Genomic DNA, 24,831 nt, shown 5'->3' with positions numbered 1-24,831 from the left:
TCAGGTCATCATCGTGTTGCAGTAGCCAGGTTATTGAGTGGCGCGGACCATCCGCCGAATGTCGATTCACTGATCGAGCCAAGCGGCGAGATCTCGAATTGGAGTATTGCACTACTCGATCCGAGTAGCCATCGCGGCTTCATAATTCCTGTGGCTCTCATCGGGGGAAGGTCGAGAATTTATCGGCTGGTCAAACCAAGATCAGCTACCTCGACAACGACGCGGCATCTCATGGCGTTTTTTGGCAGGAGGCTGATCATGGCTTTGCAGTCCGCGCGGTTTCGTGGCAAGCCGCGTTTCGACAAGATTCACAATTACGACACCACTGCCTACTTCCGGGTCAACGACCAGGGCGATGACGTACGCGAGCTTCAGAACGGACTGCTTGACCTCGGATATTCCATTCCTAGTGGTGCCACAGGCTTTTTCGGCGCCGAGACCAGTACGGCGGTGGTGCGGTTCAAGACTGACCACGGGCTGCACCCCAACGACCCGGTAGCAGGTCGGGAGACCATCACGACGCTCGATGGCTACTACGCGGTTCCATTCGCCGACCGAGAAGAGTGGCTGTCCTGGCAGAATCGTCGACTGCCCGCATTCAATTACACGCGCCAAGATGAGTTCAATCGCATCAACACGGGCGCGACACTAACGTGGAATCCGGCGTCTGCATGGATACCGCCGCTATTCAAAGACGCGTTGGTGAAGGGTATTTCGCAGATTCTCGACCCCTACGGTTCGCCTGTTTCAGGGTATGCGCCTTCGGCGACCTGGGGTGTGAGCCCTCTTGACCTCTACCACTGCCACCTTGTGATCGATGGGATTCCCGTGCAGATAATCGATGGGGTTCCCAGACGGGATCCTGCACCCGCACCTTGGAACGACATCGAATTGCGCGACCTGAACCTCGCGAGGATTCGAGACCAATGCCGAGCAAAGGCAGATGCAGTGGCGGATCCGGGAACACCGGCATGGATTGCGAACTACCGCAGCGCGTTGCTCGCTCCCGCGCCGGCGGGACAACGGAGCTACACCGAGAACGCAGCTGATCTCCTCAACCTCATCGCCGCTGCAAGTGCCGCGCCCGCGACGGCGAGGCCCGTGTACATGTTGTGGCACAGTTTCGAAGAGCGCCTCTGGCGTCCGCCAGGAATGCGGCATTCGGATCCTCGGCGACACTGGTGGTGTGAGGCCACTCCGAACCTGAGCGCAGTCACAGCGGCACCCAACAACGTGGAGCCCAAGAATGGCTACAGCATCATCTTCAACAACCTTTGTTTCGTCATCGACAAAGCGGGTCTGATCACGGCCGTAGCCGGAGCGGCGATGGACGAAATTGCCACCGTGGTGAATCTCGATCTCCTGGAATATTCCAAAGCCACGCAAGGTCTTCCCTAGCGTCTGGTCACCGGTCGAACGGTGTTGTTCTGCAGTATTCGCCCGGCACTGTGCGGGTTGACGGCGCCGGGTCTGGGTGGCAGCCGAGGCGGAAGGGTATGCGCTGATGAGCCAACCGCAGATATGGACCAGTCTCGAGATCGCGAAGTTCGCAGCTTCGATGGCAACCCCTGTGGCCGTCGCGCTCATCGGCCTCTGGATCAACAGCACGTTGAAGGAGCGAGACCGGAGGGCCGAGGCGGCATATCGATCTGAGCACCGGCTGAATACCCCTCACATCGAATTGACGTTGGAATACGAACTCCTCGGCAGCAGGGCCGGGAAGCACCTGGTGACGTTCACTGTCGCTGCGCGCAACACGGGGCAGGTTCTGCACAAGTTCGATCGGATTATCCTGCGGGTACGGGGAATCCGCGATGAGCCGTTCGAACGCGGTGTCCTCGACAGCGAAGTCGACGTCGCTCCCTATGACGTCTACCGCGCTCAGTTTCCGCATCCGGTGTTGAAGACCAACTTGGTGCCGGCGCCGAAGTGGAACTTTGTGTTCGTCGAGCCGGGAGTGACACAACGTCTTCCGTTGACCACCCCGATATCTTCCGAGTTCACCTATCTGCTGGTGCATGTGATGTTCGCGTACGAGGCGTATACCCCACACACTGCCCAGTCGGTGTTCGCGGTCGAGAATCAGCAGACGCACCGTTTCAGCCGCTAATTCGACCTTCTGACGGTGCAGCAGATCGCCCGAGAAACGGAAAGTGCAGTAGTGAACTACTCACGCATCTTCGACTCTGCGTTGATATGACTTTGTTGTCACCAAGTTGGAGAGGGGGTGGATGATGCGATGACCAGCCTCTTCGACGATCTGGCACCGGTCAGGCGTGGGGTCGCGGTGTCCCCGACCATCGAGGCGTTCCTGTCCGCTCTGCAGGTGTCGAATGACGTCGTCGACGGGAACGGTGCGCACTCGGGGACTGCTCAAGGCACGGTCAACACCAAGCTGCTCGGGTTCTTCACTGTCGACTTGGCGCCGTTCGGCCCGAATATCGAGTACCGGTGGAAGGCGCTGCCGGGGAGCGGTTTTCAGCTCGACCTACTCCTCGACGACCTGCCTGGGATAAAAAATGCGTTGACGTTGGTGGATCCCAACACTGTGCTGGCCGCCGCGCGACGCGAGACTGCACCCGACCCAGGGGGCGGAGCCCCGCGAGAGTGGTTGACGAAGACCGGCGACCCGGTCGAGCTGCACGCCGACCTCTGCCTTCGCGTCCACGGCACCGCCTCCACGGCGGCCACGATCACCTGGCTGAAGTTCGAACTGGGCCAGGACCCCCAAGATGAGGTGTTCGTGCTGAAGCCGACACCGACTCAGATCCTGTTCGGAGACAGCGGATTCGGTATCGACATCACCGATGGGATCGTCGTCGACGACTCCACCACCGCCTCGGCACCGGGCTCCCCTTCCCCCGAATGGACCGGCCTGGCCATTCCCAATGCCAAGCTCTACGTCCCGCGAGATATTCCGCTGATCGGCGGGCACGCCATCGATTTCGACCTGCGGCTGGGCACTCCCGGCGGGCTGGCGGCCTCGGTCGAGGCCACCATCCCCGCTGCCGGCACGCGCCCCGAGATCGACGTACGGATGAAGTGGCAGGACCCCGCCGCCTCCTCGCTCGCCGACCTACTGCCCACCGCAATCGAGGCCACCGCCAAATTTGGTATCGCAGGCCGAGACGAAGCGGCGTCCGGCCCCGGCGGAGGCCCTTTCACTCTCGCCGGCGGTGACCCGCTGACGGTGCGTGTGCGCTGCTCGCGCGCATTGCAACCCGCCGCGTCGGTCGCATTCGAAGTGTCGGTGGACGCGGCCGGGCCAGACGGGCTGGTCAAGGCCACCGGTACTGATGCAGGTGGCAAGGCCGTGGTAACCGCGGCGGCCTTGGCCACCGCGCTGGTCGCCGACTCCGAGCTCGGGGCAAAGGAGCCGCCCAGCGGAGACGAGTCGGGGATCTGGTTGCATGAACTACTCACCGCCGCGGGTGTGGCCAGTGCTTTCTTCGACTCCGCGGGCAAGGTGGTCATCGACCGTGCTTCGGTGGCGGTGTCTACTGCTGGCACGGGCCAGGCCCTGCGTTTGAGTGTCGACTATCTCGTCGACGTCAAGGTGCGGACGTTCAGCATCGGTAATGCGATGCGTATCGCCATGGCCGACGACCGCCCGATGCGGATCCGTTACCGCAACGTCGCTGTCGAAACGACCGGCCAAGATCTGGCGTCGATCCATCTCAGCTTCGCCAACGCCACGCTGGATGTGGAGGACCCGGGCGCCTGGGTCGTACAAACGCCGGGTTCGCTGCTGGACGTCCTCGGCACCCGATCCGGCCATGGATCACTCTGGTACGAAATCGATCTGAAGTTCAGCGCCGATCTGGGTCCGATCACCGTCAGCGACGCCACGGTCCGCATCACCGCAGACGGCAATGGACATATCGACCTGCAACTGCGCGGCTTGGGTGTCGATATCGACACCGCTGCACTGACCGGGCACGGCGCAGCCAACATCACCGACGACGGCTTCAGCGCCGACATCTCTGCCCAGATCGGCGCACCGCTGGGAGTGGGAGCCCGGGTCATCTTTGTCTACAAGGGCGGAACGAGCTTCCTGCTCGACGTGACCGGCTCGTTGCCCGGTGCGATTCCGTTGGGGCCGACCGGACTTGGGCTTTACAGTCTCGGCGGCATGTTCGGCCTGAACATGCGCCCCGTACTGCCCGCCGCCGGTGACGACATCGTCGAGCGGCAACTGCAGTGGACGCCCAACGATACGGTGCCCGATGCCGGCGCGATGATGCTCGGGCTGCAGGCCGGTGTGGGCACCCTCTACGACCTCGCGTTCACCTTCAGCGCTTCCGGCAAGCTCATCGTCACCGTGCCCGACCCGTCGTTCCGCCTCGCTGTCAATGCGCGGGTCCTACACACACCGGACTTCCTGAACACTCAGAACAGTCCCCTCAAGGGACTGATCGTCATCGACGAGGACGGGATCACCGTCGGCGCCAGGGGCAATTTCGTGATCGACACCGATCCCCCGCAGCTCGTGGAGGTGAAAATTCCGCTCGACGCCAGGCTCCCGTTCGCCGACCCGTCGTCCTGGTACTTCCGACTGGGCTCTGACGGGATGCCCGGCCGTCCCCCGGGCCCGATGACTGCCAAGGTGCTGCCCAAATTGTTCGACATCGGCGCATCGGCCTACCTGATGGTGCAGGGTGACACGATCGACAAGCTGGGCGGCACGTCGATCACACTGCCTGGCCCGGCGATCGGCTTCGGGTTCGCCGTCAGCCTGAACTGGGGTGTCCCACCTGTCTGGCTGCAGCTCTCGGCGCGCGCCGCGGTCGGGATGGCCACCAACCCGTGGTTTCTGGCCGGGTCGGGAACGCTCGGCGGCGCCTTGCATCTGGGCCCGTTCTCGATCGGCGCGCACGCCGATCTGGCGCTACAGCTCGGGCCGGGCGACTTCCTGGCCGCCGACTTCCGGGTGTGCGGCAGTATCGACTTGTGGTTCACCGAGATTGAGGGCTGTGTCGATCTGCACATTGGGCCCAACAAGCCCAGTGTCACGGTGCCGCCGCCGGCTCCGTGGCGGCCCCTGAAGATGGCGCTGTCGGATCGACACTATGTCGAGGTGGGGCAGGGCGCTGCCGGCGCCGATGACGCGCCGACTGTGTGGCCGGATGTGGTGCCCATCTTGCAATTCGATCTCGGACCCAACCTCGCGAACTTGAACACCGCGTTCACAGGTGTGGACAGTCTGCACGCCAGTGGTCAGACCGGCAACGACAAACTGCGTTACACGCACTATCTGAACAGTGTCGAGCTCTGGCGTGTCGACGGTGTCCCGGCGTTGCTCACCACTGGTTTGGAGGCGGCGTGGCAGCAGCCTAAACAGGCCGAGGTGGGTGCCGGTGGCGCGGGGAATCCTTGCGGAGCACGGGAGTTGGCCCTGCTGACTCATCGGTCGGACATGTGGGCCCATCGGCGCAGCGACGGCGCCGCCAACACTGCACCGGGTGTCGATCCAGTCACCGCGACCGCATCTGCCTGCCGGGTGCCACACTCTGCGATGCCCGGTTGGGCGCTCGGCGACCTCGCACAGCCCTCGCCGTCCGGGTGGACGTTGCCGGCCGCACCTGAACCCGGTACCCACATCTCACGGTTCACCGCCGCAGTCACGCTGAACCCTTGGGGACGCGGTCTGCCGCTCAGCGAAGCTGGGATGGCGAGCTTGATCCCTGCGCAGTTCACCTTCCGGCCGGGGTCGGTCGTCCCTGTCGATCCCATCACCATCGAGGGGCGGTCGTTCGAAGCGGCCCTGGGGCTGCCGATGATCGGGTCGTATCAACCGCTCGGCGACAGCTGGAAGGCACTTGGCATTGAAGAACCCATCTCTCTTACGGTCGTTGCCGACACGAGTCTGCGTGAGGCGGAGCTGTGGGTGATCCTCGATGGCACCTTCCCCGAGCTCATCGACCAAATCTCAATTGTCGACATCGATTCCGGTGCTGACTGGTTGTTCACCAATGCAGCAGATCTGCCCGACGGTCGGCTGCGGGTCGGCTACACCGCTCCGACCACCACCCGTGGCGCTCGCCTCCGATACCCGCTGCTGCAGGGCATCACCGTTCTTGGGCTGCACGGCACCAGTTGGGATGCGTTCAAGGACGCCAAGGCCGCAGCCAAGAGTGCCGCCGATGCGGCCAACACCGTCGACCAGCACAACAATGCCCCAGCTCAGTTCCGCACCCCACTCAAGCTGGACCCCGATGCGCTCTACCTGGTCCGGGTGGTCACCCAGACCGCGGGCCAGACAGGACAAGGCGCCGCGCAGCAACCCGCGGTCCCGCCCACGCTCTTCCCCGAAGAGGTGCAAGAGTACTTTTTCCGCACCGCGAAACTCCCACCGCCCGGCGCGGTGGTGGTGCATCATCCGCCCGCAGCAGAACTTGCTTGGCGGGAATTCGCGTGGGAGCAGACAGTCTTCAAGACCGACTATCTGGCAAGGTATCTGAAGAGCTACAACCCGGCTGATCGCACCCAGTGGTGGTATCTCGACGACGATCTCGTGGCGAACTTCGATGTCGATCATGTCGACCAGCTGGCCGGCCTGTACGGGTATCGGTTGGATCTTGCGTGCCGGCGCACCGATGGTCCGTCCCGCAGCGACACCCACCCGGCGCCGTGGTTGGTGGTGCTGAATCCAGCGGTATGGCAAGACCTGATCGATACCGACGTTCTCGATTCGCTCGGCCAGCGCTACCTCGCCATCGATACCGCACACAGCTGCCCGGTACCGAAGTCAGGAGCGAGCTTGAAAGCATCCACTGATGATCTGCAGCCGCTGGCGACCTATCAGCTCAACATCGCCTTCGTCGGCAACCACGTCGACGGCCAAGCAGACCCACCACCGGCAGATCCATTGCCAGGCATCATCTTCAGCACATCGCGTTACCGCAATCCCGATGACCAACTCACCGACCTCGGATTCCGGTCCCCACCCGGCGCACCGCACGGACATCTCAGCATCACCCCAGCCGTCCTGCCCGCGCCCCAGATCTCGGATGCCGCACTCGCCGCGGCACTGACAGCGCTCGGCATGGAAGGGTGGCCGCTGCCGACATCCGGCCGCACATCGCTGCTGTGGACCACCAACACCAGAAACCTCGCCGGCGTCCTGGTCGAATCCCCGGAGCCGCTGGCCCGGCAAGGCCGGCTCGACGTCACCAGCTTGCAGGTCAATGGCGTGAACTTCGGTGGGCGGTACGGCGATTCGTCGCAATGCCGGTATCTGTTCACGCCACCGGCACCGCTGGTCATCGCGCCGGCCCAACCGGTCACGCTGACCTTGGCCTACACCGACGCAAGCACCGTCAAGACCGCCACCTGCACGACGACCAGCCCAACTGCCGGCGAGGTGCTCCTGTGAAACCGCAAGCCTTCACCCCAGAATCCCTCTTCCGCGTCTCGGGCCTCGCGGTGCGCGATCCCGCCGACGATCCCTACGTCGCCACCGGCACGCATCTTCGCGCCTGGGTCAACCCCGCTATCGGATTCCCCTTGCGCGGCTTCACCTTCGTCCCGCTGCGCAAGGACGCCCTCGACCCCGAGAACCACATCCTGGTACGGCCGCTGCGCATCTTCTGGTGGATCTACGACGACAACGGCACAGTCCAACCGCTGGGCAGCGATCCCGAGATGGCGATCAAGCCCGACCGCCCCCTCTACGGCGACATTCTCGGCACCGACGAAGAGGGCAGCAAGGATCCATGGATCAGCTGGATTCGGCTCGACATCGAAGAATTCAGCCCGGTACAGATTTCGGTGATCGGTCGCGCTGGAGGCAATCGGGAACGAATACTGCTGTCGCGCAGCCGAGCTCCGTTCGCCCTGGCCGCTTCCCGCATCCGCCGCATTCGCCTCGTCGGTGACGGGGTAGCACGCAATGTGGTCGGCCTCGATGCAAGCCTGATCAACCGCGAGTACGTCGATCCGGCGGCCGACGAGGCCCAATTCCTCCTGCCGCTCGACAACGTGTCGCCGTGGGCCGACCCAGTGGTCGGTGCCGGCGCAGGCATCGACCGTGCCGTCGCCGGCGCCCCGCGGCACACTGGGCCGGCCGACCTACCCACCGACCGCGACACCGACGCCAACGATGAAGCAGCGCGGGTCGACACGCTCATCACCGACATGGGTACCACGTCAGTGCGATCGCTTCTGCAACAGGCCTACTCCGATCCGGGCTCCTATCCCGGTAGGCACCGTACGCCGCTTTCCATCCCCAACCGCACACAGCAGGCCACCACCGAACTCGGCACCATCCAGACCCTGATCACCGCCGCGGCCGATCCCGGCATCGCGCGCTGGCTCGGACTGTCGTGCCCGGTGCAGGCGGACGTCGGCGACGAGTCCGTGCCGGTCGCGTGGATCGCCGTCGGGGTGTGGGCAGCCGACCCCGCCGCCACGGTCGCTGCCGGCACACCGAACACCACCGTCGCCCACCTCATCGCGGTGATGAAGTCTGCAGGCCCAGACCCCCAGGCGATGACCGCGTGGCTTCCGGCCGGCGCCCCGGTCGACCAACCGCTGCTCGCCTCGCTGGGCCTGCAGCAACTCGTGCTGGTCACACCGGCAGTCATCGGCGCCCTTCCCGATCCCCCTGCGCCACTGGCCTTGGCTGCCGACGGCCCCGTCCAGTGGACCGCGGCCAACACCTACCGTCAGGACATCGCCATCCTCGGGCCGCCGCCGGCGGGCTCCGTCGCCTTTACCCGTTCGGACAGTGGCGCGATCCACTCGCAACACGCGTTCATCGACGTCGACGGAACCCCGCGGGCGCTCACCCTGCTGCCGGGCCGCCGCGACCTTCCCACCGGATGCCAAGGCACATTGGTCGATTCGAGCGTGCCCGCCGATGTCGGCCCGGTGAGCTGGCAGGTCGCTGAAGGTGACGAGTTCGGCCGATGGGGCCAACCCGCGACGCTTCAAGCGACGCCGCCACCGCGGCCACCGCTGCCCGCACCGCGACCCGAAGCGCATTACTTCGCCGACTATGACCTGCGAGACGCACCCCCGGGCGCACTCTCACCGGGCACCATCACCGCCGAGGTCGATGTGCCGCCACCGGATGCGCTAGGCCCCGGCACAGCGCCGATCACCCAGATAAGCGTCAATGGTCACATCGTGAACCCCCCGTTCCCGGGCGACCGGGCGAAGGTGAGTTTCCCTGCCGCGCCAACACAGACCGGCGAGATCGCCGACCAGATCGTCACCGCGACATTCAACCCCGACACCGCCGACAGCCGTTCAGCCACGGCGCGTGTGCGCGTTGTCGATCCGCGCCGCCCACAACCACTGAGCACCGCCCCGCGCATCTTGTGGTCTTCGCGACGGGATCCGGTGGGCGGGGCGCAAATTGACTTGTCGTGGCCGACCGAGCCGGGCCACGCCGCCTACAACGTCTACCTCGCCGACGAACAGGTCGTCACCGCACAACTCCACGTCTTCCCCGAATCTGCCAACCGTGCGACCCGGGCCGCCGTACTCCACGACCACCAACACGAACCGATGAAACGCGAATCGTTCACCCTGCTCACCCCCGTGCCCCTAGCCGCAGGCGGGACAGTCCGATTCGCCCACACCATCCCCGGATCCGTGCAAACACTGCAGTTCGTCCGGGTGGTGCCGCTGACCCATGCGCAGGTGGAGGCGCAGTTCGATGGCTGCGGACTCACACCGGTGGCCGTACCCGGCAGCGATCAGCCGCCCTCGCCGGTAGTGCATATCGGCACCACGACGGACGGCGGACTGAGCGTGCAGGTCCAGGCGTACGGCATCAACGGCACAGTGGTCGCGCGCCTCGGGAGCCAGTCCCCACCGCAGTACCGGGTGAGCTGCGCGGCAGCCGCGTCCACCTCCTACCTCTACGGCACCGAGGTCGATGAAGGCCCCCTTGTTCCCGTCGATGGTTCACCCGACACTTACCGGGCAGATATTGCCGCCGAAAAGCTCTCTGCACTGCCCGCATTCGTCACGATCGCAGTTACCGCGCAGGTGCGCTACCCGGCAGAGGTCTCAACCCGGCCCGGCGCGGCGCCTCTGCCATCGCCGATCGCGAACACCGGAGGGTTCATCGACGCTCATCCGTGCGAATGGAGCGCCCCGAGCACGCCGGTATCTGCCATGGTCACCGCATCCACGCCTGCCCTGCATGCGACGGTGCAGCGCGACGCCGCCGGGGGTGGCCTCGAGCTGACCTTCACCGGACTGCCGACTCAGCATGCCCAACAGATCGCGCCGTGGCGCCTCGCCCTGTGGCGTAACACGACCGACGGCGAACGTCACTGGCTCACTCCGGGCGACGCCGACCTCACTGTGTTCCCACCAACACCCAGCGGAGTCGACGGTTGGGCATTCATGTCGGCTGAACTGCACATCCGCGACACACACGCTGATGCCGTCGGCTACGCAGCTCTTCTGATCAATCCGCTGGGGCAGGCCGCCCCGCTGACGGAATTTGCAGCCGCTGACTGAGGCCGTGGCTACGCTCCCACCCGGGCCACCGCCGCGGCCAGCTTGGCCTCGGCGATCCGGTAGATGCCGTCGAGCGCGGAGTCCTCGACACTGAGGTACTCACACACCAGTTCACGTGCCACTTTGGCGTCACGGAGCCGCAATGCCAACGAGTACGGCAACGGAAGTTGCCGCAACGCCCGTTCGTGCAAGTCCCCCTCGTCGGCCATCGATCCAGGATGCGACGGTTCCGCTGCACCAGAGTGAGTATCGCGATACCCGAATCAGCCGCGATGCCTCCGCGGTAGCAGCGCGATCAGCTCGGCTCTGGTCGATACGCCGGTTTTCGCCATCGCACGGTAGATGTGTCCCTCGACGGTGCGGATCGAGAGGCGTAGCCGGTCGGCAATCGCGCGACTGGACAGACCGGCGCCGATCATCATCGCGATCTCACGTTCCCGGCCGGTCAAGGGCAGACGTTCGGCGGCGGCGAGCAACGCCGGCGTGGCCGCGCCACCGCATGCTTCGGCCAGTGCCGTGGCCCGCGTCGCCGATGCCAGAGCCGACCCCCGCATGTCCTTGCGTCGATATGCCACCGCGGCGCGACCGGCCGCATCGACGGCCGCGACCAGATCGCCGAATTCCTCGAATTCTGTTGATGCTTTTACCAGCCCATCGCCATCGTCATCGGCGAGGGCCCGGCACAGCGCGGCAGCGGCACCGACTCGTGGACCCTCGACCAGACCGGTCAACTCGTCGAGCCGTCGGGTGCGAGAATGGTCGCCGAACTGAGCCGCGGTCTGCAGGCACAACACCTCGGCCGCCAATTGCCCGTTGCCAGCTGCGGTATCTGCCGCATCGAGCACGATCTCCACGGCCTCCGACACCGCCCCCTGCGTCGCAGCGACCCAGGCCCGCACCAGGGCATGCTCGTAGGCGAGGTGATGCCAACTGGGATGCCGACACTCGTCGAGTTCGACCACGGCGGAGTCACCGGACAGACCACCGATGGCCAGAGCAGTGGCCCTGGGCAGCTGAAAGCGATAGCCGAATCCGTTGGTCTCCCCCGCCGCCCGCATCATCTCTACGACCGGATCCAGCAGTTCAGCCGCGGTGTCGAGCTGGCCGGCCGCCGTCGCGGCACGACCCGCCAGCGCGATACCGAACAGCTGCGCTGCACCGGGCAGTTCGGCGGCCCGACGGCTCAACTGCTCGGCTTCCTCACGCGCCTCACCGATCCGCCCGGCCAGTAGCAGCGCACCGATGTGCGCGTCGGCGATGACGAACCGCATATGCGCGGCATCGAAGGAACGCTCGGTGATGCGGTACCCGGTCTGCGCGGCGGCAACCGCCTCGTCGGCACGCCCCGTGTCGCCACACGACACGGTCACGGCCCACGCCGTGACCGCACCCACGATGGCGGGCAGCGCGTCGAGCTCCAGGCCGCTGGATGCTGTCGCGGCCCGCTCCGGATATCCGATCGCGGCCCAGTACACCGTGTAGAACGCGTCGATGCCGGCCCGGGCAGCGGCCGGAATGTCCGCCGCCGCATCGTCGACGTGCCGCTTGGCGCCCTCTGGATCGGCGAGTGACCACAGCAGGTTTGACGCACGCAGGAAGGCCAGCCGGGCACGGCCGTCGTCGTCGAGTTCGGCGGCCGCGATCGCATCGAGAATCGCGTCCGACTCCTCGCCCCGGCTGAGCCACGACAAAGCATGGGCGCGAATGAAATTCGCCTCCACGCCGGCTCCGGCGGAGATTGCCCCCTGGGCCAGCCGGTCGGCCAGTTCCAGATCGGACAACCACACCGCGCCCTGTGCGGCCCGAGTCAGCAACTCGGGGTCGGGCGCGAGATCCGAATCGAGCATCAGTGCGGCTCGCCGCACCACCACCCGCATGGAGTCGCGGTCGTCCCGGTCGCCGAGCGCGGTGGCAACCAGCCCCCGCAGCCGGCGCAGCCGAGAACCCGGCACCCGGTTGCGCCGCACCTCGGCGTACAACGGGTGCGCCACGCGGACCTCACGGTCGGCGGGATCGATCGTGATCAGTCCACGAGCCTCGGCCGTCACCACCGCATCGGCATCGGTGATTGCCACCAGCCGGTGCAGCTGGATCGGCTCGGCCACGGCCAGTACGTCGACCACCTCACTCACTGCCGGTGGAAGTGCACCGATCCGCGTCTCGATCAATTCGACCAGGCTCGGCGGGATCACCGGATCGCCGGTCCACCGCCAGTAGCCCTGCCGATACGCGAGGCGCCCCTGCGCGACTTCCTGCTCGACGATGTTGCGCAGGTACAGCACGTTGCCCCGGGTCAGCCGCCACAGCCGTCCCGCTGCGTCCTCGTCCGGCGGGCCGTCGAGCGCGGCGGTCAGCAGCCGCGTCGACTCGTCTCGGGACAACGGCTGCAGGTCCAACCGCTCGAACCGGCCGCGGTCACACGCCGTCAGTACCTCGGCAGGTACCGGCGCACCCGCGCGCACGGTCAACAGAAGCGTGGCGGCGCCGCGCTGGACGATCTGCTGCAAGACGAAGCCCGACAACCCGTCCAGCAGGTGTGCATCGTCGACGCACACGAGTACCGGCCGGCCGTCGGAGGTTCCGGTCAGTCCGTCGATCACGCGGCCGACGAGTGCCGCGCTGTCGGCGTCCGAGGTACCCACCCACCGTGCGAATGTTCCCAGCGGCAACCCCTGAGCGGCCGATGTCCCCACCGCCCAGCGCGTTTCGTAACCGCCGGTGCCCGCCGCCGCGAGCGCTTCTCGGGCGATACGGCTCTTGCCTACCCCTGCACTTCCGTAGATCACGATCCCGGACAGTTCGGTGGAGGCCAGCGCGGCGTCGATCAGCCGGCTCTCCTCCAACCGCCCTGTCAGCGGCCAGGCGAGTCGCACGCATCGAGATTAGGCCGGTACCGGGTCGTGGGCAGCGGTAACGACGATTCCGGACCGACGCCCGACCGGCGTTCAGCCAGCGAGCGCCTGACGGGCATACGCGCGCACATCAGCGTCGCTGTCCTCCAACGCCACGGTCAGCGCCTGACGCGCCGTCTCCGAATCCGCCCACCGGCTCAGGCTGAGCACTGCGGCCTTGCGGACATCGAGATGCCGGTCCTCCAACGCCCGCCACAGGGTGGGAACGGCGACCTCGGGTTCGGCACCGGCCAACGCCCGTGCCGCACCCTGCCGGATCTGCCAGGCCGATTCGGTGAAGGCCTTCTCCACGCTGACCACAACGTCCCCGGTACAACCGACCGCGCCGAGCGAAGCCAGCGCCGCCGCCCGCACCAACGGGTCCGCGTCGTCCAATGCCACCCGTACGGCATCGGCGCCGGCGCGCAAGGTGGCCAGACCGCCCACCGCCGCGATCCGCACCTCCCGGTTCTCGTCGGCGGTTGCCGCCGCGACGCCGGTGTGGTCGTCGACCGACACCAAGGCGCGCACGGCTTCGATCCGAACCCGGTGATCGATGTCGGTCGACGCGACCCGGTACGCCTCGGCGCTGCCGACGCGCCGCGAACTCGACAGGTACACCGTCACCGCACGGACCACCGGATCCTCAGACGCCAACCGGTCGAGGAAGGCACCAGGATCTGGCAACACCTCGACGAGTTCCCGGACCGCATCGGCGGTTTCGCGCCGCACCCCGGCGTCGTCGTCGGCCAGGGCGGCCACCAGCGCGGGCTGATACCCGTCGGGCAGATGCTCGACGAGCGTGGCGACCGCGGTACGGCGCACGCCGGCGTCCGCGTCGGTCAGGTAGCTGCTCAGATCCTCCAGCGTGGGCTCCTCCAACGCGAGTACCGCGGCGATTCGCGGTGACGGTGGCTGCGCCGAGGTGGCGCTGCGCACCCGGGACGGTTCGGCCGACGGTGCTCGGCCGCCGTGCAGATGAGGTTGTTCGACGGAGGTCACCGGGTCCTGCGAGGTCACGTGGTCGAGTTCGGGTACCGCGACGAAATACGGTGCCACCGGACGCTTGACGAAGCGCATGGCGCCGTCGGCGTCCTTGTAGAGGTTGAGGTGGTATCGCCACTGCTGGTCGTCCCGCTGGGGCAGATCTGCCCGCTCGTGGTAGAGGCCCCAACGGGATTCGGTCCGGGTCAACGACGAGCGCGCGGCCATCTCCGCGCAGTCCCGGATGAACGACACCTCGGCGGCGCGCATCAACTCGTGCGGGGTGCGCGCCCCGATCCCCTCGACCTCGGCCTCCATCCGCTCGAAGGTCTGCACCGCGATCGACAGTTTGGTGGCCGTCTTCGGCGGGGCCACATAATCGTTGACGAACCGACGCAGTTTGAACTCGACCTGCGGCTGGGGCGGTGCGTCCGGGTGCCGCAGCGGACGGTAGATCAACTCGTGCGCCGCGGCGATCTGGTCGGCCGGGAGGTCTTGCGGTGCAGATGTTTCGGCCAGTGTCGAGGCCGCGTGCTCACCGGCGAGGTCGCCGTACACGAACGCACCGATCATGTAGTTGTGCGGTACGCACGCCAGGTCACCGGCCGCATACAGGCCGGGCACCGTGGTGCGGGCGTGCTCGTCGACCCACACCCCGGATGCGGAATGACCTGAGCACAAGCCGATCTCGGAGATGTGCATCTCGATGTCGTGGGTGCGGTAGTCATGGCCGCGGTTGGCGTGGAATGTTCCGCGGGTGGGCCGCTCGGTGGTGTGCAGGATGTTCTCCAGCGTGGTCAGCGTCTCGTCGGGCAGATGGCTGACCTTGAGGTAAATCGGTCCACGGGCCGATTCGATCTCCTCTTTCACCTCGGCCATCATCTGGCCCGACCAGTAATCGGAGTCGACGAACCGCTCCCCCAGCGCATTGACCTGATAGCCGCCGAAGGGGTTGGCCACATAGGCGCAGGCCGGACCGTTGTAGTCCTTGATCAGCGGATTGACCTGGAAGCACTCGATTCCCGACAGTTCGGCACCGGCGTGGTAGGCCATGGCATATCCGTCACCGGCATTGGTGGGGTTCTCGTAGGTGCCGTACAGGTACCCGGATGCGGGCAATCCGAGACGGCCGCACGCCCCGGTGGACAGGATCACGGCCTTGGCTGCGACCGTGACGAATTCCCCGGTGCGGGTGTTGAATGCGGCCGCGCCGACCGCCCGCCCCCCGTCGGTGAGGACGCGCACCGGCATGAACCGGTTCTCGATGCGGATCTTCTCCCGCATCGACCGTTGCCGCAGCACCCGGTACAGGGCCTTCTTGACGTCCTTGCCCTCGGGCATCGGCAGCACGTAAGAGCCGGACCGGTGCACCCGCCGTACGGCGTATTCGCCGTGCTCGTCCTTCTCGAACTTGACGCCGTACCGTTCCAGCCGCTGCACCATGGCGAATCCCCGGGTGGCGGTCTGATAGACAGTGCGCTGGTTGACGATGCCGTCGTTGGCCCGGGTGATCTCGGCGACGTAATCCTCCGGTTCGGCCTTGCCGGGGATGACGGCGTTGTTGACCCCGTCCATGCCCATGGCCAGCGCGCCGGAGTGCCGCACGTGCGCCTTCTCCAGCAGCAGCACCTGAGCACCGTTCTCGGCGGCGGTCAGCGCGGCCATGGTGCCCGCGGTACCGCCGCCGATCACCAACACATCGCAGTCGATCCGGACCGCGTCGGAAACATTCGGGATCTCAAGGGTCTCAGTCATGGTTGCTCCAAGGCGGCGATGATCTCGGCGCGCAGCGCCGATCGTTCGGGATGGTCGGTTCGGGGCTGACCCACGTCGATGAGGGCGCGCAACGGCTGTCCGGCGCGGCCGAGGACCGCGACGCGGTCACCGAGGGTGAGCGCCTCGTCGACGTCGTGGGTGACGAAGACGGTCGTCGTCGGATGGGCTTTCCAGGTGTCGATCAGCAGCCGCTGCATGGCCGCCCGAGTCTGCGTGTCCAGCGCGGCGAACGGCTCGTCCATCATCACTGCGCGGGGCGCGCCGGCCAGGCCGCGGGCAAGTTGAACCCGTTGCCGCATCCCGCCGGAGAGGCTCTTGGGCAAGAAATCGGCGAACCCGCTCAGGCCGACCTCGTCGATCCAGCGGTCTGCCCGCTCCCTGCGCCCGGCTTTCGGCTCCCCCCGCAGCTGCAGGGCCAGTTCGATATTCGACCGCACGGTTCGCCACGGCAGCAGGGCGCTGTCCTGGAACACCATGCCGCGGTCGCGCGAGGTGGTGGTGACGGGTTCGCCGTCGGCCAGCACCTGACCGGCGTCGGGACGCAGCAGTCCGGTCAGCGCCCGCAGGAGGGTCGACTTGCCGCATCCGGACGGCCCGGTGAGCACCAGGATCTCACCGGGCTCGACGGTGAGGCTCAGATTGTCGATCACCGGGGAACCGGTATAGGACAACCGAATACCGGCGAGCTCCAGGCGCATGCCCGTCGCGGTGGCTGTGGGGCTCATCTCGTGACCTCCTCACCCCGGGGCAGCCAGCGGGTGGCCCGCCGGCCGATCAGCTCCACCGCCGCGGCGGTGACGAACCCCAGTACCCCGATCGTGATGATGCCGACGAACACGTCGGGATAGTTCAGCACCGTGTACGCCTGCCAGGTGCGGTAACCCACGCCGAGGCGACCCGAGATCATCTCGGCCGAGACGACGCAGATCCATGCCACCCCCATGCCGACCGAGAGCCCGCCGAACAGACCGGGCAGGATGCCCGGCAGCACGACCTGCCGCAGCACGTCGAGCCGGCCGCCGCCGAGGGTGCGCACCGAGTCCTCCCAGATGGTCGGCAACGCCCGCACCGCATGCCGCACGCTGACCATGATCGGGAAGTAGGCGGCCAGGAACGTGATGAACACGATTCCGGCCTCGTCGCTGGGGAAGAGCAGGATGGCCACCGGCACCATGGCGATCGCCGGGATCGGCCGGGCCAACTCGGTGAGCGGGCCGAAGATGTCGGCGAACCAGGCCGTGCGTCCCAACAGGATTCCGGTGATCACCCCGACCACGGCGGCGATTCCGAATCCGGTCAGAATGCGGATCAGCGACTGGCCGAGATCCAGCCAATACTCGGGGGTCCCGAGCCGGTGCAACAGAGCCGCAGTGATTTCGGTGACGGTCGGCAGGGTGTCGAAGCGCAGACCCAGCCGGACCTCGTTGGCGGTGAGCACCTGCCACAGCACAACCGCGCTGAGGACCGACGCCAGCCGCACCAGACGACGCGGCCAGACCGACGGGGTACGGCGGGGCGCGGACAGGGATACGGAACCGTCGTCGACCGTTGCCGGGACGGTGTCGGGGGCGGCATCGGTGGTCGTCATACCGCACCTGCCAAGGCCTGCGGGTAGTCGATCACCGCACTGCCGGGGTGGGCCGCCGCGTAGCGTTCGGCCCCGGCCTGGGTGCCGAACGGCAGATAGTTCTCGCCACCTTGGGCCGGCACGCGGAGCCAGACCGCCTTGTCGGCGAACCACCGCGTGCCCAACTCGGCGTCGGTCACATAGGCGGCACGGACCTTCTTGCCCTCGCCTTCGGCCTGTCGGATCGCCTTGAGCAGGCACACCGGCGTGGCAGCGGCGGTGGTGGTATTCGATCCGTCGAGCCAGAGTTCACCGGCGGTGGCGGCATTGTCGACGGCGCGTCGGCACACCGGGTCGGTACCGCCCAACGCCGACGGGTTGGTGTTCGAGCTCAGTGCCTTGTCGTAATCCTGCCCGCGGGCGGCGAACGCGGCCCGCAACGGCGCATCCTGCACGAAACCGGCCACGTCCAGATCGGCGAAGTTGTCGATCGACTTCAGGTATGGCACATCGCCTTTGAGCGCTTCGATCAACGAGGGCTTGAGCGTGGTGTCGAACGAGGTACCACCGGGACCGTTGTAGAGGTAGACGACCTCCTGGGGCAACCCGCTGCCCTCGGCCACGATGCGGGCGGCCTCCAACGGTTTGGTGTTCAGAAAGTCGGTGGCGTCGAGCTGGGCCTGCAGGAAGGCGTCGAGCACCTCGGGATGCTCGGACGCATAGGCGCGACGCACCACCACTCCGTGCAACGTCGGATAGTTCAGCTCGGCACCGTCATACAGCAGCTTGGCCTTGCCCTGGTGCACCAGCAGACCGGGCCAGGCGACGAACTGCGAAAGAGCTTGCACCTGACCAGATTCCAGTGCGGAGGCACCTACCTGCGGCTGCTGGTTGAGCACCTCCACGCCGGTCTTGGCGTCGATGCCGGCCCGACCGAGTGCCTGCACCACCATGCCGTGCCCGGCCGATCCGACGCTGGCCGAGATCTTCTTGCCGGCGAGGTCGGTCAACGACTTGGCCGGTGAATCCGGGGTGACCACAACCATGTTGAGCGCCCCTTTGGGGTTGTACCCGGTGACCGAGACGATCTCGGTCTTGGCCCGCTCGTTGGCCTGCGTCTTGGACCCGTTGATCAACATCGGATAGTCGCCCATCGACCCGATGTCGATCTTCTCGGCCACCATCTGCGCCGTGATCGGGGCGCCGGTGTCGTAGTCCTGCCAGGTGACGTTGTACTTCGTGCCCGTCTGGGTGGTGATGTCGGCCAGGCGACGCTCCAGATAGCCCTGGGCGCGCAGCAGGGTTCCGGCTGTGACGGTGTTGATGGTCTTGGACTGATAGCCGACGACGACGTCGACGGTGTCGGCCGAGTCGGTGGCCGAATCCAGGGAGCAACCGGCGGTCGCGAACGTGAGACCGGCGGCCAGAGCGAACAGGGCTGTTTTCACTTCGGATCCTCTACCGGATGAGATAGGGCATGTTGACGGTGACGGCGCCGGTGGGACAGCGGGCTGCGCACGGTCCGCAGTACCAGCATTCGTCGACGTGCATGTAGGCCTTGCCGTTGTCGGGGTTGATCGCCAGCGAATCGAGCGGGCACACGTCCACGCACAGCGTGCAGCCCTCGATACACAGCGATTCGTCGATGGTCACCGGCACGTCGGCCCGTTGGTTGACCAGCGTCATGCGTCTCTCCTCACGAGGTTGCCGCGCATGGTGATTCGATCACCGCGCATCCTGATGTACTCCAGATCGACGGGCCTGCCGTCGTCCAGACTGGTCAGCCGTTCGGCCATCAGCAGTGCCGATCCGTTGGGCACGTCCAGCGTCGCGGCGGTATGCGGATCGGCCGAAACCGCTTCCAGGGCAAGGCTTGCCCCGCCCAGCCGGAATCCACTTACCCGCTCGATGAGCGCGAAGATGTCATTGGTCTCGAGGGAATGGGAGACCACCTGCTCGCCGATGTCGGGAACCAGGTAGGTCAGGTCCAACGACAACGGCAGGTCGGCCAGGTAACGCAGCCGCTCGATGAACACCACCTGTGTCCCGGGTTCCAGCGCCAGCTTGCGGGCCACCGCCGGCGGTGCGGTGAGCCGTTGCACGGCACGCACCTCGTTGCGGACGTCGCCGTAGTCCTTGAAGGTTTCCTTCAACCCGACCAGGGCGTCGAGGCCGTGGTCGTACTTGCGGGCCGCCACGTGGGTGCCCACCTTGGTGCCCCGTTCGATCAGGCCTTCGTTCTTGAGCACGCCGAGCGCTTCGCGAACGGTGTTGCGCGAGACGAAGAATTCGGCGGCCAGGTCCGCTTCGGGCGGCAGGGACCCGGCGTACGCGCCGTCATAAATCTGATGACGCAGCACATCGGCGACTTGACGGGCCTGGTCCGCGCGAGCACGTCGGCTCGTCAGCGGTACAGGATTGGCTTCGGGCTGGGAAGACACGCACTCAAGGTAAGGGGCATCCGGGAGGCCTCGCAGTGCGGCGAATCTGCCGTTTGCGCAGGTTAACTGATTGCGCCGCCAGCCGACGTTCGGTACCTGGCGAAACCGCCGTCGCGGCTCGCATTGCGCCACCTCGGCCGTGATGAAAATTTACAAATCGCGATGATCGAAACGTCGTTTGGGCCCGCTCAAAAAACTTTGGCCACTATGGCCACACCGGTCTCAAACGGCCAATTCTTGTCGGCTGATCGAACTAGTGTTCGAATCATGAACGTCGGGTTGGCCCCGAATCGGGGCGCGGTGCAGACCGCGCTGGCCGACCACCTGGCCGCGACCACGACACTCATCGACGTTGATTTCACCGCGTTCGACACTGCGGAGTTACTGGCGATCCAGTCCGAGCGCGAGCGGCAGGCCCGGACCCAGGCGACGGTCGATCACCGCATTCAGTCGGCGCTGATGGCGCGGACCAGCCCACGAGAGATCGGTGGGAAGTCGTGGACTGATGTCCTTGCCACCCGGATGCGGATCAGCCACAGGGAAGCGTCACGCCGAGTGGCGGCGGCGGCCGACCTCGGGCCGCGATATGGCCTCACCGGCGAGGTGTTGGAGCCGATACTGCCCGCATGCGCGCAGGCGCTGCAGTCGGGAACGATCAACACCGAACACGTAAACGTCATTCGCGACACGTTGGGACAGGCGCAGAAGTACCTGAACGCCGGTGAACTCGCCCAGGTCGAATCGGACCTGGTGGCCGCGGCAACCCGCGAAACCCCCGAAACACTCAAGGCCGCCGCCGCCAAACTGCTGTATCTGCTCAACCAGGACGGCGACGGGCCCGACATCGCGGCTCACCTGCGTGGGCTTCGGATCGGCAAGCAGGACGCCGACGGGCTGGTGCATGTGCAGGGCTGGCTTGATCCCGAGGCGGCGGCTTATCTGACCGCGGTCACCGGCGCATGGGGCCGGCCCGGCCTCAACAACCCAGCCGATCCCGACTCAGCCCACCACCCCGCGGCCGACCCGGTCGACACCCGTGAGAGAGGTTCGGCGGCACAGGAGGAACATGCCACCGACGATGCCGTGACTGAATCCGGAACCGACGCTACCGAATTCGACAGCGAAGGCGTGGCAGCGCCCGATCCGCCCCCGGACCAAGTAGCCCAGCAGGACGAGGAACAGGCAGCCGCGCGGGACACACGCACCCAGTCCCAGCGCAATCACGATGCACTCAAAGCCGCCCTGCGCGAGCTACTCATGTCCAAACGACTCGGCCAACATGGCGGCCTGCCGGTCACCGTGGTCGTCTCCACCACCCTGGCTGAACTCGAAGCCGGCGCCGGTATCGCCGTCACGGGCTCGGGCATCTTGATGCCGATGAGCGATCTCATCCGCTTGGCCTCGCACAGCTATCACTACCTCGTCGTCTACAGACACCACACCGCCGAGCCGCTCTACATGGCCCGCTCCAAACGGTTGGCCACCAAAGCGCAACGACTGCTGCTCTACAACCGTGACCGCGGCTGTACCCGCCCAGGGTGCACCGCACCGGCCGACGAGAGCCAGGTCCACCACGCCAAAGCCGACTGGCAGCACGGTGGACAGACCGACGCCCCCGACCTCGCGTTGAGCTGTGGGCCCGACAATCGCCTGGTCGGGCTCGGTTGGACCACCAGCGTCGACCCAGATACCGGTCGGATCCACTGGCATCCGCCACCTCTCATGGACACCGGCCAAGACACCGTCAACCATCACTTCCACCCCGAGGAACTACTCATTCCCCAGGAGGAAGCCGATGACGGGTAAACCGGGCCAGAGACCCTACTGCTCCGGCCGATCCTGTACGGCGCCTTGGACGGCCGCCGCGGCGGCGCGAATCTGCGGGGTCACCAGCATGACCTGGCCCAGGACCCCGTTGACGAATCCCGGTGACTCGTCGGTGGACAGCTCTTTGGCAAGCTCGACAGCCTCGTCCACCGCGACAGGCTCGGGAACGTCGTCGGCATGCAACAGTTCCCAGACCGCCACGCGCAGGATGGCCCGGTCCACGGCCGGCAGCCGTTCCAAGGTCCAGCCCTGCAGATGCGCCGAGATGAGGTCGTCGATGTGGGCAGCGTGTTCGGTGACGCCGCGGGCCACCGACACGGTGTACGGATTGAGCGGACTGACGTCGTCCTGGTCCTCGGCCAACGCGGCGCGGCCGTCGGCCACCGCCTCCGGCGTCAGACCACGCGCCTCGGCCTCGAACAACAGGTCGACGGCACGTTTGCGGGCCTGGTGCCGGCCCCGGTCGCCGCGGCGATCAGCCATTCACGCGACCGAGGTAGCTGCCGTCGCGGGTGTCGACCTTGAGCTTGTCGCCGGTGTTGATGAACAGCGGAACCTGGATCTCGGCTCCGGTCTCCATGGTGGCGGGCTTGGTACCGGCGCTGGATCGGTCGCCCTGCAGGCCAGGCTCGGTGTGGGAAACCTCGAGCTCGACCGACACCGGCAACTCCAGATACAGCGGCACACCGTCGTGGAAGGCGATCTGTACCGGCAGGCTCTCCAGGAGGAAGTCGGACAAGCGGCCGACGAGTGACTCGGACAGCGGGTGCTGATTGAAGTCCTCGGAATCCATGAACACGAAGTCGTTGCCGTCGCGGTACAGGTAGGTGGCGTCGCGGCGGTCCACGGTGGCGGTCTCCACCTTCACACCGGCGTTGTAGGTCTTGTCGACGACCTTGCCCGACACCACGTTCTTCAGCTTGGTGCGCACGAAGGCCGGGCCCTTGCCGGGCTTGACGTGCTGGAATTCGACGATCTGCCACAGCTGTCCGTCGATCTGCAGGACGAGCCCGTTCTTGAAGTCGGCAGTCGATGCCATGAGGGGGTAACTCCTAAGTTTTCGTCACAAAATGGTCAGTTCCTTGGGGAACCGAGTAAGCAGGTCGGGTGTCGCCTCTCCGACGACCAGGGTGTCCTCGATCCGGACACCGCCGCGATCGGGCAAGTAGACACCAGGCTCAACGGTGACCGCAGAGCCAGCAAGCAGTGTACCGGCGGCAGTGGCATTGATCCCCGGCGCTTCGTGGATCTGCAGTCCGACGCCGTGCCCGAGGCCGTGACCGAAGTTCTCGGCGTAGCCCGCCTCGGCGATGACCTGGCGTGATGCCGCGTCGACCGCGCTCAACGAAACGCCAGGGGCCAACGCGTCACGACCGGCCTGCTGCGCGGTGGCCACCAGGTCATAGATGTCGCGTTGCCATTGGGCGGCCGGACCCAGCACGAACGTGCGCGTCATGTCGGAGTGATAGCCGGCCACCAGCGCGCCGAAGTCGATCTTGACGAAGTCACCGGCGGCCAGCACCGCGTCCGTGGGGCGGTGGTGCGGGATGGCCGAGTTGGCGCCGGTCGCCACGATCGTCTCGAACGATGGCCCGTCAGCGCCGTGATCCAGCATCAGCGCCTCAAGATCGTTGCGCACCTGCCGCTCGGTGCGGCCGGGCCGCAGCCCACCGCGCTCCAGCAGGTCGGCGAGCGCACCGTCGGCGGCCTCACACGCCAACCGCAGCATCGCGATCTCACCGGCGTCCTTGACCTCCCGCAGTGCCTCCACCGTGCCGGCGGCGCGCACCCACTCGACCCTGTCGCCGGCGGCCTTCGTCAGCGCGGTGAAGGCGTCCACCGTCACCACATGGCTCTCGAACCCCAGCCGAACGGCGCCCGCGCGTGCGGCACGCCCGGCCAGATGTACCCCGCAGGCCCGCTCGATGACCACCTCGGCGTCCGGCGCGTGCTGCGCGGCCTGAGTGCGATAGCGCCCATCGGTGGCCAGCACCGGCGCGGCGTCTGCCGCGAGCACCAGCAGCGCCGCATTGGACCCGGTGAAACCGGACAGGTAACGCACGTTGACCAGGTCAGTTACCAACATCGCGTCCAGGCCCGCATCCACCAGCCGACGCCGCAGCCGATCCCTGCGCTGGGAAATAGTCACGGTCTGTGACGCTACTCGCTACGCTGTGCCCCCATGAGCAAGTGGTTACTGCGCGGAGTGGTGTTCGCAACAGCGATGGTCATCGTGCGCTTACTGCAAGGAGCACTGATCAACGCCTCGCCGGCCAACGCCACATGGTTCAGCCTGGCACTGGTGACGGTGTTCGGGATCGCGGTGCTGATCTGGGGACTGATCGACGGCCAGAATGACGCGCGCCGCAACCCGGACCCGGATCGTCGCGCCGACATGGCAATGACCTGGCTGATCGCCGGCCTGTTCGCCGGGATCGTCAGCGGTGCGGTGGCATGGTTCATCGGGTTGTTCTACAAGAGCCTCTACACCGATGCGCTGCTCAACGAGATCACCACGTTCGCGGCGTTCACCGCGCTGTTGGTGTTCTTGCTCGGCGTGGCCGGGGTGACGGTGGGCCGCTGGCTGGTGGACCGCAAGGCCCCGCCGATGCCGCGCCAGCGCCACCACGGCCTGGCCGCCGACGACCGTGCCGACACCGACGTGTTCGCCGCGGTGAGCGCCAACGGCGCCCACGAGACGGCCGACACCACCCAGCCCGTCGACTATCCCGACCAGCCCAAGCAGTAACGGGCCGACACAGCAGGATTCACGTGGCGCGGGCGCTCAGGCCCCCGCCACTTCTGCGTAGGCGGCCACCAACAGCGAGGGGTCCGGCCCTTCCAGCCGGCCCGGTTTGGCCAGTCC

General features: G+C 66.5%; 17 protein-coding genes. 6 read left to right on the top strand and 11 right to left on the bottom strand.

The window, feature by feature from the left end; translation table 11 throughout:
• The first annotated feature begins 258 nt into the window (after window positions 1-258).
• The 4 genes from A5740_RS19385 (at window position 259) to A5740_RS19370 (ending at window position 10,479) form a co-directional block, all read left to right on the top strand.
• Window positions 259-1,398, top strand: a complete 1,140-nt coding sequence (locus A5740_RS19385) for a peptidoglycan-binding protein (RefSeq protein WP_076196658.1) — start codon at window positions 259-261, stop codon at window positions 1,396-1,398.
• A gap of 76 nt (window positions 1,399-1,474) precedes the next feature.
• Window positions 1,475-2,110 (top strand): hypothetical protein, encoded by a 636-nt coding sequence (locus A5740_RS19380; protein WP_076196656.1) that lies wholly within the window; start codon window positions 1,475-1,477, stop codon window positions 2,108-2,110.
• Window positions 2,111-2,239: 129 nt separating this feature from the next.
• Window positions 2,240-7,375, top strand: coding sequence for a hypothetical protein (locus A5740_RS19375; protein WP_139335233.1), 5,136 nt, complete (start codon window positions 2,240-2,242; stop codon window positions 7,373-7,375).
• The gene (locus A5740_RS19370) at window positions 7,372-10,479 is read left to right on the top strand and encodes a hypothetical protein (RefSeq protein WP_076196652.1); all 3,108 of its coding nucleotides are present in this window, start codon (window positions 7,372-7,374) and stop codon (window positions 10,477-10,479) included. The genes A5740_RS19375 and A5740_RS19370 overlap by 4 nt, the downstream gene beginning before the upstream one ends.
• Before the next feature lie 8 nt (window positions 10,480-10,487).
• Here the strand turns inward: A5740_RS19370 and A5740_RS19365 are convergent, their stop codons facing one another.
• The 8 genes from A5740_RS19365 to A5740_RS19330 form a co-directional block, all read right to left on the bottom strand.
• The gene (locus tag A5740_RS19365; protein WP_076196650.1) at window positions 10,488-10,688 is read right to left on the bottom strand and encodes a hypothetical protein; all 201 of its coding nucleotides are present in this window, start codon (window positions 10,686-10,688) and stop codon (window positions 10,488-10,490) included.
• A gap of 54 nt (window positions 10,689-10,742) precedes the next feature.
• Window positions 10,743-13,352, bottom strand: coding sequence for a LuxR family transcriptional regulator (locus A5740_RS19360; RefSeq protein ID WP_076196648.1), 2,610 nt, complete (start codon window positions 13,350-13,352; stop codon window positions 10,743-10,745).
• A 72-nt stretch (window positions 13,353-13,424) separates the two neighbouring features.
• Window positions 13,425-16,109, bottom strand: a complete 2,685-nt coding sequence (locus A5740_RS19355) for a fumarate reductase/succinate dehydrogenase flavoprotein subunit (protein WP_076196646.1) — start codon at window positions 16,107-16,109, stop codon at window positions 13,425-13,427.
• Window positions 16,106-16,855: an ABC transporter ATP-binding protein gene (locus A5740_RS19350; RefSeq protein ID WP_076196644.1), complete on the bottom strand. Its 750-nt coding sequence runs from the start codon at window positions 16,853-16,855 to the stop codon at window positions 16,106-16,108. Before A5740_RS19350 ends, A5740_RS19355 begins: the two co-directional genes overlap by 4 nt.
• Entirely contained in the window at window positions 16,852-17,718 is an 867-nt protein-coding gene (locus A5740_RS19345; RefSeq protein WP_076196642.1) for an ABC transporter permease, read from the bottom strand. The genes A5740_RS19350 and A5740_RS19345 overlap by 4 nt, the downstream gene beginning before the upstream one ends.
• Window positions 17,715-19,145 carry an ABC transporter substrate-binding protein gene (locus A5740_RS19340; RefSeq protein ID WP_139335230.1) on the bottom strand — a complete coding sequence of 477 codons (1,431 nt, stop codon included), beginning with the start codon at window positions 19,143-19,145 and terminating at the stop codon, window positions 17,715-17,717. Before A5740_RS19340 ends, A5740_RS19345 begins: the two co-directional genes overlap by 4 nt.
• Window positions 19,146-19,155: 10 nt before the next feature.
• Window positions 19,156-19,383, bottom strand: coding sequence for a ferredoxin family protein (locus tag A5740_RS19335; RefSeq protein ID WP_067766052.1), 228 nt, complete (start codon window positions 19,381-19,383; stop codon window positions 19,156-19,158).
• A complete protein-coding gene (locus tag A5740_RS19330; RefSeq protein WP_076196638.1) occupies window positions 19,380-20,138 on the bottom strand; it encodes a GntR family transcriptional regulator in 759 nt (252 codons plus the stop codon). Before A5740_RS19330 ends, A5740_RS19335 begins: the two co-directional genes overlap by 4 nt.
• A gap of 267 nt (window positions 20,139-20,405) precedes the next feature.
• On the opposite strand from A5740_RS19330, the gene A5740_RS19325 reads away from it, so the two are divergent.
• A complete protein-coding gene (locus A5740_RS19325; protein ID WP_175616297.1) occupies window positions 20,406-21,944 on the top strand; it encodes an HNH endonuclease signature motif containing protein in 1,539 nt (512 codons plus the stop codon).
• 15 nt (window positions 21,945-21,959) lie between these two features.
• Here A5740_RS19325 and nusB read toward each other — a convergent pair whose 3' ends face one another.
• Genes nusB through A5740_RS19310 form a run of 3 tightly spaced genes read right to left on the bottom strand, consistent with a single transcriptional unit; the run spans window position 21,960 to window position 24,114 of the window.
• Window positions 21,960-22,448 carry a transcription antitermination factor NusB gene (gene nusB, locus A5740_RS19320; protein ID WP_076196636.1) on the bottom strand — a complete coding sequence of 163 codons (489 nt, stop codon included), beginning with the start codon at window positions 22,446-22,448 and terminating at the stop codon, window positions 21,960-21,962.
• A complete protein-coding gene (gene efp, locus A5740_RS19315; protein ID WP_076196634.1) occupies window positions 22,441-23,004 on the bottom strand; it encodes an elongation factor P in 564 nt (187 codons plus the stop codon). The genes nusB and efp overlap by 8 nt, the downstream gene beginning before the upstream one ends.
• Before the next feature lie 24 nt (window positions 23,005-23,028).
• A complete protein-coding gene (locus A5740_RS19310) occupies window positions 23,029-24,114 on the bottom strand; it encodes an aminopeptidase P family protein (protein ID WP_076196632.1) in 1,086 nt (361 codons plus the stop codon).
• A 33-nt stretch (window positions 24,115-24,147) separates the two neighbouring features.
• On the opposite strand from A5740_RS19310, the gene A5740_RS19305 reads away from it, so the two are divergent.
• Window positions 24,148-24,714, top strand: coding sequence for a B-4DMT family transporter (locus tag A5740_RS19305; protein WP_076196630.1), 567 nt, complete (start codon window positions 24,148-24,150; stop codon window positions 24,712-24,714).
• The last annotated feature ends 117 nt before the right edge of the window (window positions 24,715-24,831 follow it).

This window comes from Mycobacterium sp. GA-1841 (genome assembly GCF_001954135.1).
GTDB lineage: Bacteria > Actinomycetota > Actinomycetes > Mycobacteriales > Mycobacteriaceae > Mycobacterium.
Note: the sequence above shows the minus strand (reverse complement) of the source record. Positions and strands in the feature narration are given on the sequence as shown.

Coding starts and splice junctions, on each gene's coding strand:
- A5740_RS19355 (WP_076196646.1), bottom strand. CDS start 16,109: ATGACTGAGACCCTTGAGATCCCGAATGTTTCCGACGCGGTCCGGATC.
- A5740_RS19345 (WP_076196642.1), bottom strand. CDS start 17,718: ATGACGACCACCGATGCCGCCCCCGACACCGTCCCGGCAACGGTCGAC.
- A5740_RS19305 (WP_076196630.1), top strand. CDS start 24,148: ATGAGCAAGTGGTTACTGCGCGGAGTGGTGTTCGCAACAGCGATGGTC.
- A5740_RS19365 (WP_076196650.1), bottom strand. CDS start 10,688: ATGGCCGACGAGGGGGACTTGCACGAACGGGCGTTGCGGCAACTTCCG.
- efp (WP_076196634.1), bottom strand. CDS start 23,004: ATGGCATCGACTGCCGACTTCAAGAACGGGCTCGTCCTGCAGATCGAC.
- A5740_RS19375 (WP_139335233.1), top strand. CDS start 2,240: ATGACCAGCCTCTTCGACGATCTGGCACCGGTCAGGCGTGGGGTCGCG.
- nusB (WP_076196636.1), bottom strand. CDS start 22,448: ATGGCTGATCGCCGCGGCGACCGGGGCCGGCACCAGGCCCGCAAACGT.
- A5740_RS19350 (WP_076196644.1), bottom strand. CDS start 16,855: ATGAGCCCCACAGCCACCGCGACGGGCATGCGCCTGGAGCTCGCCGGT.
- A5740_RS19325 (WP_175616297.1), top strand. CDS start 20,406: ATGAACGTCGGGTTGGCCCCGAATCGGGGCGCGGTGCAGACCGCGCTG.
- A5740_RS19335 (WP_067766052.1), bottom strand. CDS start 19,383: ATGACGCTGGTCAACCAACGGGCCGACGTGCCGGTGACCATCGACGAA.
- A5740_RS19385 (WP_076196658.1), top strand. CDS start 259: ATGGCTTTGCAGTCCGCGCGGTTTCGTGGCAAGCCGCGTTTCGACAAG.